Genomic DNA, 16,314 nt, shown 5'->3' on the forward strand with positions numbered 1-16,314 from the left:
CCGATGCTTGCCAGCGTCACGGTCTTATTTTGTTCCCAACCTGCACCAGTGAGGCAGCGATTGAACGCGGTGTTGTTAGTTATGCGCGACCGCGCCAAGAATCCATAGGTAGCGCGCAGATATTGAAGCCGATGTGTCCCGGTTGACATCAGGTGTCACCATTGTTGGTTTGGATCTCGCATAACAATATGTAATTGCTTGTCTATTTCATCATTGCGGTAACAACACAAACCTTCCGACCGAACACTGATCGGCGTTTTATTGCCAATCGACATCCCCTAGAAAAATATATCCTGCCCCATAGATCGTCTTGATAAGGCGCGGATTTTTAGGATCTTCGCCCAGTTTCGTCCGAAGCCGGGATATTCGCACATCCATGGCCCGGTCGAAACTGTCACCGGCAGCACCGCCCAGAGCTTCCTGCATCTGGGCCCGGCTAATCAGCCGTTTGGGGCTTTCCAGAAACAGTCGCAAAACCTCGCCTTCGGCGTGGCTGAACGGTATTTCTGTTCCGCTACCATCCTCAAGAACATAGCGGTCAAAATACGCGGTCCAGCCATTGAAAATCGCCACATCCGACTGTGATACCTGCGTTCTCGGGGATCGCAGCCTTGCTCGGATACGGGCCACTACCTCAGCAGGATCAAACGGTTTGGTGATGTAATCATCAGCCCCAAGTTCCAGCCCCGTAACGCGATCCTGCACCTGCGCCCGACCCGAGATAATGATCACCGCCGCCCCCTGTTCCAACGCCAGCCGGTGAACAAGCGCCAAGCCGTCGGTGTCAGGCAAAGAAAGGTCAACAAGGCAAACGTCCGGCGTCACGCGTTTTAGCGCAGCTTCGAATTCCCGCGCGCGGGCAAAACTCTGGGTGCGGAAACCCGCCTCTTCCAGCGCATCGGTCAGAACACGCCGGATTTCGGGTTCGTCATCGACAATGGTGACCAGTGGTTGTGTCATCAGGCAGCCTCGGTTCGGATCAGGGCGGACAGTTGCGCCCGGGTAAACGGCTTGCTCAGCACGGGTGCCAGTGTCAGGGCCTGCCGGTGCAGCGGGTCGGAGTAGGGCAAAGAGGTCATCAGAATGCACGGCAATGCGGGTTTAAGCTGTGCAAGCAAATCCAATCCGGTCCCCTGCCCTTCCAGCCGAATATCCGACAGCACAAACACTATGTCGTCGATATCCGCGGTCAGCGCCAGCGCTTCGTCGACAGATGTTGCCTCGATCACCGAGAACCCAAGCTCGACTAGCATATCCCGGAATTGCCAGCGAAGGTTGTCATTGTCTTCGACCAGCAGCACCAAACCTTCCTGTATCGGCGGTGCCGGGCGATAGGGTAAACGCATGGCCACTGTCGCGCCCGAAGGGGTATTGCGAAGGTTCAGATCCCCACCGGCAAGTTTCACGGTGTCATAGACCATGGGCAGACCCAAGCCCGATCCCATGCTGCCTTTGGTGGTAAAGAACGGGTTCAGCGCTTTTTCCAATCCTTCCTGGGAAAAGCCCGATCCGGTGTCCGAGACCGCGATCTCGATCCAGATATCGCCGATCTTATGCGCACTGATGGTGATCTGACCGAACCCGCCGCAGGCATCGCGTGCGTTCAGAACCAAGTTCAGCAGCGCGTCCTGAACCATCCCCGGGTCCAGCATCAGCGCCTCGTTGGGCAGGGTGTTGACCACCGACAACCCCACGCCGCGCGGCAGAGAGGGCGAGGCCAGAACACGCAGGTCCTCCAGCAGACCACGCATATCGGTCGCTTTGGGCTGAAAGGTACGGTTACCGGTCATGTCCGCTATTCTGTTCAGCAATTGGCCACCGCGGCGGGCGGTTTGCTGGGTGGCGGCCACCAGCTCACGCGCCTCGGCGGATAGGTCCATCTTTTCCAGCCTGGACTGCATTCCCAGAATGATCGTCAGCAGGTTTGAGAAATCATGCGCCAACCCGCTGGTCATCTGCGCCGCCATGGCCCGGCGCCGGGTCTGCTGCAAGGCAACACGCGCCTGGGTTTCCTCGGTGATATCGACCGACATCACGTAGACACCGCCCTCGCCATCAGGAGAAAATGACACGCGGATGCGGCGGGAATCCTGATCTTCGGTAAACTCGAACACCGAGGCTTCGCCGCCATAGGCCTTTTGAAGATGCGGTTCGACACGCGGGAAGGCCACAGCCCCCAAAGCCTTGGAAACATGCATACCCAGAATTTCAGACGGGCGGCCCGGCATGACCGAGCTGAGACGTCGATTTGAATAATCATACCGCCCATCCGGGTCCAAATGGGCAATATGGGCTGGCATCATCTCGGTCGTCATGCGCGTGCGGGCTTCGATCTCGGTCAGCTGGCGCTTGGCCTCTTCCAGCGCAGCGTTGGTGGCGGCGAGTTTTCGGTTAGTGGCCGAAAGCTCTTCGGCCCTGTCCAGCAACTGGCCCGACAATTCCTCGGACCGGGCTCGCAACAGCGCCTCGGCCTGTTTGGTGTTGGTGATATCGGTATAGACCGAAACCCAACCGCCTTTGGGCAGCGGCGCCCCTTCGACCGAAATCACCCGCCCGTCGGCCCGAACGCGTTCCATGTAGTGCGGCTCAAAGGTCAGCGCCTGTTGAACCCGCAAGTCCACGGCGGCTTCGACGTCTGCATCCGTGCCGTATTCGCCACGCGCCGCAAGATAGCGGATCGTGTCCCGGAACTGCGCGCCGGGTCGGACCAGTTCATCCGGCAAATCGAACATCACCTGAAATGGCCGGTTACTGACAACCAGCCGCAACTGGCTGTCGTAAATCGAAAGCGCCTGCCCGATCAGGTTCAGACCGGCGGTCGTCATCTCTTTAACGTGCTGTTCTGTAATGTCCAAATTCGCCCTCCCCGCAAGACATGCGTAACATCGGATTTGCCACAGGTGTAGGGGGAACGGACGCGACAGATTGGGTCAGTATCGCGGTTTGGTCTTTGCCCCGTCCGAGGTCAGGGAACATAGGGACAGCGTGTGATCCATGTTACGCATCCGGTGCCGCAGCATCATCCGCCCCAGACGCGCCAGATCCGTGGCATAGTCGGGGTTTTTCGCAACGTTCTCCATTTCGCCTTTACCCTGATGATCGAACAGGAGCGGCGGCAGATCCGCGGCGAACTCGACCAGCGTAAACCGTTCGTCCCGCAAGATGCCCAGGCATGAGTCGCTGTTGCCGGTACCCAGCTGCTGTTGCCACATGCTCGGCTTTTCAGGGGCCGCGAAATCCAGTTCACTAAACGAATAGCTGCGCCAATCGTCCGGGACCTCTCCTTGCAGCAACGGTATCAGGGACCGCCCGTCCATAGCGTTCGGAACCGGCAGCCCCACCCAGTCCAGTATCGTCGGCGTAGTGTCGATAGACTCTGTTGGCACCGTCACTACAGTTCCCGCTTGATCCTGATTGCCAGGCATCCGAATGATCAGCGGCGTGTGATAGGCCGCGTCATAGACCGTCATCTTGCCCCAAGTGTGGCGATCGCCCAGCATCTCTCCGTGGTCGGCGGTAATCACGACAAGGGTGTCGTCATATTGACCGGTGTCCTTGAGGAATTGGATGACACGGCCAACATGGTGATCCACTTCGGTTGCCAGTCCCAGATAGACCGAGCGCAGCATTCGGACGTTTTCAGGTGTAGGGTCCAGGGTGTCGAACCCTTCGACGAAATCTTTCGCCGATTGCTTGTCCAACGCCGGGCCAAAGAAGGGATGCATCGCGCGTTCGTCGGCTGGATCAGCGAAACCTGCCGGCAGCGGCAAGGCACCCGGATCATACATGTCATTGTAGGGGGCCGGGGCGACCAGAGGCGGATGTGGCCGGATATAGGTCAGATGAGCGAACCAGTTCTGATCCTTGAACGGCGCTATGTTGCTCAGGAACGCGTCGGTCAGAAAGGCGGTGTCGCTGTCTTTGGCCCGATAAATGGCTGGGTCGTTCAGACGCGGCGCACCACCGTTTGGCGAAACCGGTTTGAACACGTCCCAATACTTGTCGAACTTGTACCCCTTTTGCATCAGGTACGACTGCCAAGGGTATGACTCCTCCAACCGCATTTCGATCACTTCATGGAATCCGGCCATCGGGTTTTCATAGGACTTCAGGATAGGGTCGCCCGGATCGAAGGCGCGCGGATCGGCAGAGGTATCGGTATAGCCGAACAGCATGGGCAGGTATCCGGCCTTACGCATCTCGCTCGCGATGCTTGGCGTGTCGTGCCGAAGAGGCGTGCCGTTACGGATTGACCTGTGGTTCATCGCGTATTGACCGGTCAGGATCGAGGCGCGTGACGGACCGCAGGGGTTGGTAACCGAAAAGTGCCTATCAAAGGTCACGGCCTCATTCATGAACGCGCGCAGGTTTGGCAGATCGACATAGGCCGCAAGGGTTCCGTTCAGGCAATCTGCCCGCAACTGGTCAATGATGATGAACAAGACTTTCCCGGGTTTGTGCATGTGACCTAACCTGATTCCACCGAAGCATTTCAGGTGTGATCTTTGTCGCGGTTCCCCCGTTCCGGCAACAAATTCCTGATGCAGTGTTTTGATCAGGCATAAAAACTGAACTTAAACGAAAAGCAGGCTTGATACATGCGATCAGTCGCGCCTAGGCAAGGTCGACCCGAAATTGTCACACTACTGCTATTGTACGGCGACAAATCCCGATGAGGCGCAAAAATCCGTTGCAGCACAAAGCGGTTTCACATCTCATACGGCCATGACGCAGCCCATGATACATTCGGACCCTGACGCCAACGGCGTCTGCCTGCGTGTTTCGGGCGAAATGCTGACCCAGTCGCTGGAAAAGGTGGAACAGGCATTCGCGGCGATTAAGCCGCAGGGTGGCAAGGTGACTTTTGACCTGTCCAAGGTCGAGGCGCTGGATACAGGAGGGGCTTGGCTGATTGCAGATCTGGCGCGACGGGTGCGCGCCGTCGGGGCCGAGGTCACGTATATAGGGCTGAGCCCCGCGCATACCGCACTACTTGATACCGTGGCTGAAAACATACCCGACGATCCGGGAACCGAGGCCGAACACCGTAGCTTTGTTGATTGGATCGCCAGCATCGGTGAGAGCACGGTCGGGGCTTGGAAGGATACGCTCTCGATGCTGGGTTTCCTGGGCCTGACGCTGCATCGCCTTGTCCGAACCATTGTCATGCCATGGCGGCTGCGCCGCGCGGCACTGGTGTCGCAGATGGAGGAAGTCGGGTTCAAGGCGATCCCGATTGTGGCCCTGATGGGGTTCCTGATCGGCGTCGTGCTGGCCTTTCAGGGGGCCACCCAGCTGAAACAATTCGGGGCCGAGATATTTGTGGTCGAACTGATCTCGATCTCGGTGCTGCGTGAACTGGGCATTCTGCTGACCGCCATCATCGTTGCGGGCCGGTCCGGGTCGGCCTTCACCGCGTCGATCGGTTCGATGAAGGTGCAGGAAGAGATCGACGCCATGCGCACGCTGGGTCTGGACCCGATCGAAGTGCTGGTGATCCCGCGGGTCGTTGCCCTGCTGATCATGCTGCCGATCCTTGGTTTTATTGCCGATATGGCTGCCCTTTTGGGTGGTGGCTTGATGAGCTGGATCGATCTTGACATCAGCCCCGGCATGTTCGTGACCCGTTTGAAAGAAAGCACCGGTATCTGGCACTTTGCCATCGGCATGATCAAGGCCCCGTTCTTTGCGCTGGTAATTGGCGTTATCGCCTGCTGGCAGGCGATGCAGGTCAAGGGATCGGCCCAGAGCGTCGGCCAGAGAACAACCGCCTCAGTGGTTCAAGCCATCTTCATGGTCATCGCGCTGGACGCACTGTTCTCGATCTTTTTCTCGGTGCTGGATGTCTGACATGGACGGGACCGTGCTGGAAAAGACCTCGAACACCAACGCCCAGCGAGAGGCCGTGATCCGCGTGCGAAACCTGACCAATCGGTTCGGGCCGCAGGTGGTGCATCAAAACCTCAATCTGGATGTCTGGCGCGGCGAAGTACTGGGTATCGTCGGCGGATCGGGCACCGGTAAATCGGTGCTGCTGCGGACAATTGTCGGGCTGAACACGCCTGCCGCAGGCAGTATTGAGGTGCTGGGCGTCGATGTTCTGAACGGCCCCGAAGAGGAGCGTCGTCGCATTGAAAAACGCTGGGGCGTCGCCTTTCAGGACGGCGCCCTGTTTTCCTCGCTGACCGTTTTGCAGAACGTCATGGCCCCACTGCGCGAGCATACCGGTATCAGCGAAAAACTGATGCAGGCCTTGGGCAGCCTGAAGATCAGCCTTGTTGGCCTGCCACAACTGAGCTGTGGCAAACTTCCTTCGGAACTGTCCGGCGGAATGCGTAAACGCGCGGCACTGGCCCGCGCTTTGGCGCTGGACCCCGAGATCGTTTTTCTGGACGAACCCACCGCCGGGTTGGACCCGATCGGGGCTGCGGCATATGACGAGTTGATCGGTGAATTGCAGCACGCCCTGGGATTAACTGTTTTTATGGTCACTCATGATCTGGACAGCCTTTACGCGATTTGTGACCGCATCGCGGTTCTTGCGGAAAAACGCGTTCTGGTTGAAGGACCGATTGAAGATATGACCAAAGTCGATCATCCTTGGGTGCAGGAATACTTCACCGGCCCCCGGGCGCGCGCGGCGCAAGAGAAGGGGTAGGACAGGTAGAGGCCATGGAAACCCGAGCGAACTATATCCTGATCGGCGCCTTCACCCTTGCGGGTATTCTGGGCGCATTTGGTTTTTTCCTGTGGCTCGCGAAATTCGAGGTATCGCGGCAATACGCCTATTATGATGTGCTGTTCGACAACGTCTCGGGCCTTTCGGCTGCGGGTGGCGTCAGCTATAACGGCCTGCCGGTCGGGCAGGTGATCTCTCTGCAACTGGACGATAACGATCCGTCAAAAGTGCGGGTCAAGCTCGAGGTCGACGCTGATATCCCTGTGACCGACGATACAATCGCACAACTGCAATCTCTGGGCGTGACGGGCGTCAGCTATGTAGAGCTGACCGGAGGTTCCTCGACCGGCACCAAATTGCCGGAAAACAGCGTGATCAAAAGCAAGCGCAGCGCAATCCAGTCCTTGTTCGAAGGCGCTCCGAAAGTTCTCGACGAGGCCGTCACTCTACTAGAAAACCTCAATGCCGTGGTCGATGACAAAAATCGCAAATCGGTCAGTGACATTCTGGACAACGTCGCTTCGGCGTCGGGCAAACTGAACAAGACCCTAACGGATTTCGAGAACCTGTCATCGGATCTGGGCGGCGCGGCCAAGAAGCTTGGCGATTTTACAGATCGGTTGGACAAGTTGGCTGATACCGCCGAAAGCACTCTGACGGCGGGCACAGATACGCTGAACAGCGTGAAAACGGCCTCGGAAACGGCCACAGCGGCTTTGGACAGCGCCAAGACCACTATCCAAACTGCCGACCGTGTCATTCAGCAGGATATCCGCCCGCTGATCGACCGGGTGACGACTTTGGCCGAAAACCTGAACGGCCTGTCGGGTGAGGCTGACGTGGCTCTGGCAACGATCTCGGAGACCTTCCTGAATGCCAACAAGACACTGGGGTCGATCACAGGCGCGATGGAGACCGCAAAAGGCACTTTGACCTCGGCAGAAAACGCCTTCGACTCGGCCAACAAGGTCATAAACGAAGATATCGGCACGGTAATGAACGACATCCGCACGGCTGCGAACGAAGTGTCCTCGACCGTGAAAAACGTCACCGAACGGCTGGACGATATCTCGAACGATATCCTGAGCGCGTCCCAATCCGCCTCAGAGCTTTTGGGCACCATTGACGGTATCGTACAGGCCAACCGCCGCCAGCTGTCGGACTTTCTGCGGGTCGGTCTGCCGCAGTTCACGCGTTTTGTAGAAGAGTCACAGCGACTGGTCATCAGCCTGGACCGGCTGGTGGACAAGGTCGAGCGTGATCCCGCGCGCTTCCTACTTGGAACCCAAGCATCGGAGTTTCGTCAATGATCAGGCTTTTTATTGTGGTTATTGCCCTTGTGTCGCTGGGGGCGTGCACGGGTTTGGAAACGCTCCGGCAAGCCTCAAAGCCAAACGACCTGTACCTGCTGACGCCCAAAAGCACGTTTTCTGCCTCGCTGCCGCGCATTCAAAGGCAGATTGTTGTACAGGAGCCAACCGCCACCGCAGCAGTCAACACCGACCAGATCGCTATCCAACCCACGCCGTTGCAGGTTCAGTATCTGCCGCGCGCACGCTGGGTGGATCGAGCCCCGCTTATCGTTCAGGCGCTGCTGGTCGAAAGCTATGAAAACAGCGGCAAAGTCGCTGCAGTCGGCCGATCAACTGTCGGACTGCGTGCGGATTATGTCATCGTACCTGACCTGCGGGAATTTCAGGGAATAGTAATCAGCGATGTTAACGGCAACCAAACCATCAGGGTGGAAGTGCGTATCAACATTAAGATCATTGACGAGTTCGAAGACAAGATAATCGCCTCGGACTCGTTTCAGGAATACGTGATCGCGGCCAGCGATCAGACACCGGATCTGGTTAAGGCTTTTGATGAGGCTCTGGGCAAAACCATGCGGGATGCAGTGGAATGGAGCGTGCGTAGAATCAACACCCACACCGCCAACACTCCACGACAATTCTAGGGTCCGGCGAACGGGGCGCTGACGGACGCCAGCACCCGCAAGCCAGTATTATTGCGCCAACGTTTCGGCCAGGCGCATCAGAGTAACGGCCTCGGCCCGGTAGCCGAACGGATCCTGACCTTTGGCTCCATTGGCCAGCGCGATCGCATCCACATAAGACCAACCACCCAGATACTCTCCGTCACGCAGCAGCTGGCCAAATCCTGCGATGGCATATGAGAACCGGACATCCCCGGACGCCTGTCCCTGCCCCGACAGGATGGGTTCCTCAATCAACTGGCTTTCGGTCGCACCGGGCTGTTTGTAACGCATCTTGAAGAACCCGATTTCGTCGGACCCATCGGCTGCCGGTTGTTCGGCATAGCGCAACGGACCATTTCGGATTGCATCCGAGCCGACGGGCGTTACCTCGTAGATCGCGGTCACGGTATGGCCGGCGCCGATATCCCCTGCATCCACCTTGTCGTTGGAAAAATCCTCGCGCCGCAAGGCGCGGGTTTCGTATCCGATCAGGCGATACTCGGCGATTTGCGTGGGGTTGAATTCGACCTGAATCTTGACGTCATTGGCAATCGGGAACAGGACACCGGTCAGCTGATCGACCAGCACTTTACGCGCCTCACCCAGTGTATCGATATAAGCCGCCTGCCCGTTGCCGTTCTGCGCCAGAGCCTGCATGGTCGCGTCGTCCAGATTGCCGCGACCAAAACCGAGAACGCTCAGGAAAGTGCCACTGTCGCGTTTGCGGGCAACAAAATCCTTCAGGGCCTCGGGATCCGACAAGCCGACATTGAAATCCCCGTCGGTGGCCAGAACGACGCGGGTTACTGCACCATCCTCAGCCATGCCTTCCGCCACCTGATAGGCTTGTTGCAGCCCGGCCTGTCCAGCCGTCGAGCCACCGGCCTCCAACTGATCCAGCGCGGTCAGGATTTTGTTTTTCTCCGACGCGGCCGTTGGCTCCAACACCTGTCCGGCGCTTCCCGCATAGGTGACGATCGAGACCTGATCCTCGGGCCGCAGTTCCGACAGCAACAGCCGGAAGGATTGTTTCAGCAACGGCAGTTTGTTCGCGTTGTGCATCGACCCGGAGGTGTCGATCAAAAAGACCAGGTTCAGCGGCGGGCGATCCTCAAGCTGCGGAAGCGCACCCTGAATGCCAATATGGACCAGTTGTGTACCGTCGTTCCAAGGCGTTGGTGAAACGGTTATGGTCGGCCGGAACGGCGCGTCTCCTTCGGGCACGGGGTAGCTGTACGGGAAGTAATTCACCATCTCTTCCACCCGCACCGCATCTTTCGGCGGCAACTGGCCTTGCATCAGCGACGACCGGACAATCGAGTAGGAGGCCGTATCGACGTCAATCGAGAAGGTCGACACCGGGTCTTCTGCCGTGACTTTCAGCGGGTTGGTGTCGGCATTGGCGAAAACCTCGGTGTTCTGTTCCGGAGCTACATAACGATCATCCTGAACAGGCGAAGGCGCAATTGACGCTGTGCCGCCGAACATTTCCGCACTCGCCATAGGCTCTGCGCTGGCACCCAAACCATTCGATTTCCGTTTGTTTAAGCCTTGGGAAAGCGGCAGTGCCGGAGTAGCTTCTTCAATCACCGCTGGCGTATCAAAAACTGGTTCCGCCGAGCCGTCCTGCAATGGGTCGTTTTCGACCGCTACTTCCTGATCCGCTTCCGCCGTTTGAACCGGTGCCTCGGCCCGGCGGCTTTCGGTCCAAGAAGTCGGGTTCACCACATAATCCCGAGTCTGCGGCAGGATCACAATCAGAGCCACAGCGGCGACGGCGGTTGTCGCGGTCAAAGCACCGCGATGCGAGAGGGCATTCAACATGGATTTCGCTCCTTCTGTCACGCGGACCATCAGGCCTCGCTTGACAGTCGGACGCATGGCGTCGCGCGATCCTTGGGCGCGGGCAAAAGTTTTTTTCACATGTTCCATGTTTTCCGCCCGCCGCCGCGCGTCCGGCGTGGGCGTTGCTGCGCGCATCAGCGTTTTGAGGTCTTCTAGATCATCTGTCATTGAGCCAGCTCCTCTTGCCGCAGAACTCGCAGGCGCTTGCGGATGTCCGACATGCGCCAGGACACAGTGCCCTCGGACACGCCCAGCACATTGGCGGCTTCGGCATGGGTCATCTCATCTTCCAGCGTCAAGGCCAGCGTATCCTGCAGATCCTGCGGCAGCGATCGCATGGCCCGTTGCAGCCAATCGACGGCTTCGGCGGTTTCCGCAGCCTCGGCCCGGCGCATCTGTTCGACATCGCCCCACCCTGCAGCGGCACGACTGTGGCTGGCCTGACGGCGACGCGCGTCTTCGGCGGCGTTTACGACAACCCTGTAAAGCCAGGTGGTAAATTTGGCCTGCGCCCGGAAACCGGTAATCTTGAGCGGCAGGGCCGCGCAGATGTCCTGCGTCAGATCCTCTGCCTGATCCGCGCGCCCGGTAAGGCGAAAGGACAGGCGAAAAACTCGGTCGTAGTGCCGCGCCAACAGGGCAGCAAACGCGTCAGCGTCCCCTTTTGTCGCGGCTTTGGCCAGATCCTCGTCCGAAGTTGTCATGCGCATCACGATGGGTAAGACGGATCGAAAAGGTCAATCCTTGGCGGTGTGGCAAAAAAATTAGAAATGATCTGCCGATGCCGTTTTCCAATCCGTTGCAAACTCATCCGGGATCGAGTCCGTCAAAAAGGCACCTTCGTCAATGAATGTGTACATTTCAGCGTAGGACCATTCCCTTTCATCCGCAGTGCGGCGGCGGATATCGCCCGGGCGCAGCTCCGAGACCTTTTCCTTACCCATCGCACCCAGAAGCTCTCGAAAGCTTTCCAGCGTAGCGTCGTGAAAGCGATGCACCCGTTTGCGTTTTTGCGGTACATGCACAGCCCGCCCACGGATCGGGTCCTGCGTCGCCACGCCCGAAGGGCAGCGGTTGGTGTTGCAGTGCAGCGCCTGGATGCAGCCCACCGCAAACATCATCGCCCGCGCCGCGTTGCACATATCCGCGCCAAGCGCGAATTTTTCAACCATGTCATAGCCGGTGGCGACCTTGCCCGAACAGATGATACGGATCTTGTCGCGCAAACCCACACCACGCAGGCAATTGTTGACGAAAATCAATGCCTCGTTCAGTGGCATACCCAGACGGTTGGTGAATTCAACCGGGGCTGCACCGGTGCCCCCTTCGGCCCCGTCGATGGTGATGAAATCGGGCAGGATCCCGGTTTCCAGCATCGCCTTGCAGATCGCCATGAACTCGGACGGCCTGCCGATACACAGCTTGAACCCGATGGGTTTCCCGTCCGACATCTCTCGCAGGTGTTGCACGAAATGCAACAGGCCGGCTGGCCCTTCAAAGGCCGCGTGGATGGGCGGGGAAATGACATCCTGATGTTGGGGCACGCCGCGGATTTCCGCGATTTCTTTATCTACTTTGGCCGCAGGCAGCACCCCACCGTGGGAGGGTTTCGCGCCTTGGGACAGTTTGATCTCAATCGCTTTGACTACGTTCTTTTTTGCCTTTTCGGCGAACAGGTCCTTGTCGAACCCCCCTTCAGGCGTGCGGCAACCGAAATACCCGGTGCCGATCTGCCAGATGATATCGCCCCCTTCGGCAAGGTGATGTGGGGACAGGCCGCCCTCGCCGGTGTTATGTGCAAATCCACCGTCTTTTGCCCCACCGTTCAAAGCCCGGATCGCATTGGCGCTGAGCGCACCGAAGCTCATGGCCGACACGTTCAGACGAGAAGCACTGTAGGGTTGACTGCATTGCGGACCACCCAGCATGATCCTCTTTTCGCTTTCCGAAACCTCCTTGGGCGCAAGCGAGTGGTTGGCACGGTGATAGCCGACAGTCAGGATATCGTATTGGGTGCCAAAGGCCTGAGTATCCACCTGCCCCTTGGCGCGAGAATAGATGAGATTGCGAATGATCCGGTTGTAAGGACGTCCGCTTTCGTTGGTTTCCACAAAATACTGACGAATTTCCGGGCTGACAAATTCCAGCATGTACCGGAAATGACCCAGAACCGGGTAATTGTTCAACACGTTGTGCTTGGTGGTCAGCATGTCATACAGGCCAACCACGGCATAGGGGATCAGAATGATCAGCAACCAATGCGCCGGCGGCCAGAAAAACCCGCACAGAAAGGTCAGAGGCAGACATACGTAACTGAGAATATAGTAGAGTCTGCGTACAACCATTTCGTGCTCTCCCAAAGTGGCGTTAAATCAACCTTGTAACAACCGTGGATCAAATCGGCGTTTGATTGCAAGCGATTGTACCCGACCTCACACGATCTGGCGCGTTCTCGAGGCAGGCAGAAGGGTTGGCCACAGTTGATCACCCTTGCAGCAATAGGTATGCCGAAACAGAGGTAAATTTGGGCAGGAAAACCGGCCGTGACACAAACCCGACCCGCCGTCCGAACCACGGCCATCATGTTCACCGCCGTATTCGTGGGCGGCGCCACGGGGTCGCTGCTGCGCGAGGCCTTCTCAGCCCAAATCCCCGGCGCACCGTTTTTGACCGCGACTTTCGGCATCAATGTCGTGGCCTGTTTCGTGCTTGGCTGGCTCTATGCGGTTCGGAACCGCGTCCACGCGCATGTGCTGCATCTGGGGGCGGTGGGGTTCTGCGGCGGGCTGTCCACATTCTCCTCTTTTGTGGCTGAGCTGGAACGGATGGCTGAAACACACCTTTGGAGTGCGATTTCAGCTGCGTCGCTGGAAATTGCCGTCGGCCTTGCCGCTGCAATCTTTGGCGAGGCCTTCGGACGACGACTTCAGCGGCCGAGGTCAACGGGATGAGTGCGCTTTACCTTCACGCCATGTTCGGGCTGGGCGGCGGACTGGGCGCGATGCTGCGGCACTGGATCGCTGTGCGCGTCCATCACGACCTGCCCTTTGCAACTCTGATCGTGAACGTCCTGGGCAGCCTGCTTCTGGGTCTTTGGGTCGGATATCTCGGCGGGCCGGTCGATCTGGGCGAAGAAGAAAGACGGCTGGTGTTCGGCTTCTGCGGCGGCTTCACCACTTTTTCCAGCTTTGCTTATCAATCGCTGGAACTGCGGAGGGAACGGACAATTGTGCTGGCTGCAGGGAATATTCTGCTGAGCCTCGCCCTGTGCTGGTTTGCCCTGTGGCTGGGTCTGGTACTGACGCGCTAATGCGCGGGAACGGCAGCCTGTGTGCCAGGTTTCGGTGCCTTACAGAAAAACAGCAGCGGTATCGTCGCCAAGGCCAGCAAACCAAGATTGTTGAACACGGTCAAATAGGAAATCAGCTCAGCCTGCTGGCTGATCACCTGCCCCAGAATGGCAGCACCTTCGGCGCTTTCGGGCGTTAGGCCGAGCGGCTGCAGATAAGCCTGCGCCGCCGGGTTGTAGGGCGTCACGTTCTGGCTCAGCACAGCCGTGTTAGTCTGCAACCCACGCACCACCCAAGTGCCGACCAGAGAAATCCCGACTGATGAACCCAACTGACGCGTCACATTGAACAAGCCCGAAGCTTCGTCTTGCCGGGACTTCGAGATGCTTTCAAAGGCCAGAATCGACATCGGAACAAAAACCAGCCCCATGCCCAACCCACTGACGGCCCCCGGCCAGGCCAGTTCCCAGAACCCCGCATTCATGTTCAGCGCGCCCATCATGAAATTGCTTACGGCCGTCAACAGCATCCCCAACCCGGCCAGAATGCGCGGATCAAACCGCGACACCAGCACCGCGCCCGTCACAACCATCGATAATCCCGCAGTAATGCCGCGCGGGATGAACAAATGCCCCGAGGCAATGACGGGAAAGTCCAGCAAGTTCTGCACAAAGGTCGGAAGGATCGCAATGCCGCCAAACAGCGAGATGGCAAAACCCGCGATGACCAGATTGCACAGGGCAAAGTTGCGATCTGCGAAAAACCGCAGATCGACAACTGGTCGCTGAGTCGTCAATACGTGGACGATGAAACCCAGCGCGCCCAGAACCGACGCGATCAGCGCCACCTGAATGACCCTTGATGACAGCCAATCCTTGGTCTCTCCCTGATCGAGGATGAACTGCAAACACCCGATGCCAATTGCCAGAAGGGCGAGGCCTGCCCAATCAATCCGAACCTCTTCGGTTTCGTCCTCGGGCAACTCACCCGCCAGCAGCAGCAGCGCCATCGCCGCCACCGGGAGGTTGACGAAAAAGACCATCCGCCACGAGAAATATTCGGTCAGAAGCGCCCCGACTGTCGGCCCCAGCACGGGTGCCACCACGACGCCTAACCCAAAAACAGCCATCGCCTGCCCGCGTTTTTCACGCGGGAAAGCATCAAACAGGATAGACTGAGAAAGCGGAATCAGAAACGCGCCGAACATGCCCTGCGCGAGACGAAAGAAGACGATGGTCTCAAGGCTCCAGGACAAGCCGCACATGATAGACATCGTGGTGAAGCCTGAGATGGCTGTCAGGATCAGCCTACGACGTCCAACCCTGCGCGCGACAAAGCCGGTCAGGGGCATGACAACAACAGCCGAGACGATATAGCTGGTCAGAATCCAGGTCGCCTGATCGGTCGTGGCCCCGAAAGCGGCCTGAATATGGGGCAGCGCGACGTTGACAATAGTGCTGTCCAACACCTCGAGTATGGCGCTGAGCACAACGGCGATAACAATCACCGGATTGACGCGGCTGGCCGCCGGACCGGTCATTTCCCGGGCTGATCCGCTGTGGTGTCCACGGTCACTTTACTGCTGCCGCCCACGCGCAGCGGCACATCGGTCGGATCAAGTTCCACGCGCACCGGGAACCGGCGGGTCACCTTAACCCAGTTGCCGCTGGAGTTTTCGGACGGCAATAGCGAGAACGTGTCCCCCGACCCGCGCCCGATCGAGGCCACTTTGCCCGTCAGGGTGACCCCCGGCAGCATGTCGACCTTGACTGTAACGGGCTGACCTGGACGAATATGGGGCAGCGCGGTTTCTTTGAAATTGGCATCCACCCACCAGTCAGACGATTCAACAATGGAAAACTGCGGCGCGTTGGCCGAAACGGCCGATCCCGGGCGAAGGGTCAGGTTGGCGATCCAGCCATCGGCTGTGGCGTAAACCTTGGTCCAGTTCAGGTCGGCTTGTGCGATTTCAAGCTGCGCTCGTGCAGACAGAACTTCGTCCTGCTTCGCGGCGAGCCCGCTTTGCAGCGCCAACAATTCGGATCGGCTGGTAGTCAGACGGGCCGAGGCCTCGGCAAACGCTGTTGTCGCCTGATCCAGTGAAACCTGCGCCAGATCACCATCCGAAAACAGCGCCTTGGCCCGTTCAAAATTGTTCTTGGCGGTATTGTAGGCCGATTGAGAAGACTGAACCGCAGCCTCAGCCGCGGTGATCTGATTGGAAAAGGATTGGGCCTGTTGAAGCGAACTGTCCAGATCGGCCTGAGCTTGATCCACAGAGGCTTTGAACTGAGTGTCGTCGATCGTAAACAGCAGATCCCCCGCCTTGATCGGCTGGTTATCCGTGATGGGCACCTCGGCGACCCGTCCGGTCACCTGAGCCGCCACGTTAATGATATTCGCGCCCACATAAGCGTCCTTGGTCGAGGGATACCGTTCCTCGTGACGCCAATACAGAAACAGACCGACGGCGATGGCGATCAGCATGGCGGCGACAGCGGCAATTTTGAAGGGTTTCATGC

14 protein-coding genes are annotated in these 16,314 nt (G+C 58.3%); 6 read left to right on the forward strand and 8 right to left on the reverse strand.

Features of this window, described 5'->3' with window-relative positions; all coding sequences use genetic code 11:
• Nucleotides 1–258 precede the first annotated feature (258 nt).
• From AC2FEE_RS03460 to AC2FEE_RS03470, 3 genes are all read right to left on the reverse strand, one after another.
• A complete protein-coding gene (locus tag AC2FEE_RS03460; RefSeq protein WP_496863068.1) occupies nucleotides 259–960 on the reverse strand; it encodes a response regulator transcription factor in 702 nt (233 codons plus the stop codon).
• Entirely contained in the window at nucleotides 960–2,855 is a 1,896-nt protein-coding gene (locus AC2FEE_RS03465; RefSeq protein WP_496863070.1) for a PAS-domain containing protein, read from the reverse strand. Before AC2FEE_RS03465 ends, AC2FEE_RS03460 begins: the two co-directional genes overlap by 1 nt.
• 75 nt (nucleotides 2,856–2,930) lie before the next feature.
• Nucleotides 2,931–4,463, reverse strand: a complete 1,533-nt coding sequence (locus AC2FEE_RS03470; RefSeq protein ID WP_496863071.1) for a sulfatase-like hydrolase/transferase — start codon at nucleotides 4,461–4,463, stop codon at nucleotides 2,931–2,933.
• A 262-nt stretch (nucleotides 4,464–4,725) separates the two neighbouring features.
• Between AC2FEE_RS03470 and AC2FEE_RS03475 the strand changes: the two genes are divergently transcribed.
• From AC2FEE_RS03475 to AC2FEE_RS03490, 4 genes are read left to right on the forward strand one after another with little or no spacing between them, the layout of a single operon-like run.
• Nucleotides 4,726–5,850, forward strand: a complete 1,125-nt coding sequence (locus AC2FEE_RS03475; RefSeq protein ID WP_496863072.1) for an ABC transporter permease — start codon at nucleotides 4,726–4,728, stop codon at nucleotides 5,848–5,850.
• A 1-nt stretch (nucleotide 5,851) separates the two neighbouring features.
• Complete coding sequence (locus AC2FEE_RS03480; protein ID WP_496863325.1) at nucleotides 5,852–6,658, forward strand: ABC transporter ATP-binding protein; 807 nt, start codon at nucleotides 5,852–5,854, stop codon at nucleotides 6,656–6,658.
• 14 nt (nucleotides 6,659–6,672) lie between these two features.
• Nucleotides 6,673–7,989: an MlaD family protein gene (locus AC2FEE_RS03485; protein WP_496863074.1), complete on the forward strand. Its 1,317-nt coding sequence runs from the start codon at nucleotides 6,673–6,675 to the stop codon at nucleotides 7,987–7,989.
• Nucleotides 7,986–8,636 carry an ABC-type transport auxiliary lipoprotein family protein gene (locus AC2FEE_RS03490; protein WP_496863075.1) on the forward strand — a complete coding sequence of 217 codons (651 nt, stop codon included), beginning with the start codon at nucleotides 7,986–7,988 and terminating at the stop codon, nucleotides 8,634–8,636. Before AC2FEE_RS03485 ends, AC2FEE_RS03490 begins: the two co-directional genes overlap by 4 nt.
• A 48-nt stretch (nucleotides 8,637–8,684) precedes the next feature.
• On the opposite strand, the gene AC2FEE_RS03495 is transcribed toward AC2FEE_RS03490, so the two are convergent.
• From AC2FEE_RS03495 to AC2FEE_RS03505, 3 genes are all read right to left on the reverse strand, one after another.
• Nucleotides 8,685–10,538, reverse strand: a complete 1,854-nt coding sequence (locus tag AC2FEE_RS03495; protein WP_496863327.1) for a vWA domain-containing protein — start codon at nucleotides 10,536–10,538, stop codon at nucleotides 8,685–8,687.
• A gap of 128 nt (nucleotides 10,539–10,666) precedes the next feature.
• Nucleotides 10,667–11,206 (reverse strand): RNA polymerase sigma factor, encoded by a 540-nt coding sequence (locus AC2FEE_RS03500; RefSeq protein ID WP_496863329.1) that lies wholly within the window; start codon nucleotides 11,204–11,206, stop codon nucleotides 10,667–10,669.
• A 60-nt stretch (nucleotides 11,207–11,266) separates the two neighbouring features.
• A complete protein-coding gene (locus AC2FEE_RS03505; protein ID WP_496863077.1) occupies nucleotides 11,267–12,847 on the reverse strand; it encodes an FMN-binding glutamate synthase family protein in 1,581 nt (526 codons plus the stop codon).
• Between the two features lie 198 nt (nucleotides 12,848–13,045).
• On the opposite strand from AC2FEE_RS03505, the gene AC2FEE_RS03510 reads away from it, so the two are divergent.
• Nucleotides 13,046–13,453, forward strand: coding sequence for a fluoride efflux transporter FluC (locus AC2FEE_RS03510; protein WP_496863078.1), 408 nt, complete (start codon nucleotides 13,046–13,048; stop codon nucleotides 13,451–13,453).
• Nucleotides 13,450–13,812 (forward strand): fluoride efflux transporter CrcB, encoded by a 363-nt coding sequence (gene crcB / locus AC2FEE_RS03515; RefSeq protein WP_496863080.1) that lies wholly within the window; start codon nucleotides 13,450–13,452, stop codon nucleotides 13,810–13,812. The genes AC2FEE_RS03510 and crcB overlap by 4 nt, the downstream gene beginning before the upstream one ends.
• Here the strand turns inward: crcB and AC2FEE_RS03520 are convergent.
• Entirely contained in the window at nucleotides 13,809–15,332 is a 1,524-nt protein-coding gene (locus tag AC2FEE_RS03520; RefSeq protein ID WP_496863081.1) for a DHA2 family efflux MFS transporter permease subunit, read from the reverse strand. The two genes, crcB and AC2FEE_RS03520, sit on opposite strands and share 4 nt — an antisense overlap.
• Complete coding sequence (locus AC2FEE_RS03525) at nucleotides 15,329–16,312, reverse strand: HlyD family secretion protein (RefSeq protein WP_496863082.1); 984 nt, start codon at nucleotides 16,310–16,312, stop codon at nucleotides 15,329–15,331. The genes AC2FEE_RS03520 and AC2FEE_RS03525 overlap by 4 nt, the downstream gene beginning before the upstream one ends.
• Nucleotides 16,313–16,314 lie beyond the last annotated feature (2 nt).

Source organism: Ruegeria sp. YTSC199 (genome assembly GCF_059609725.1).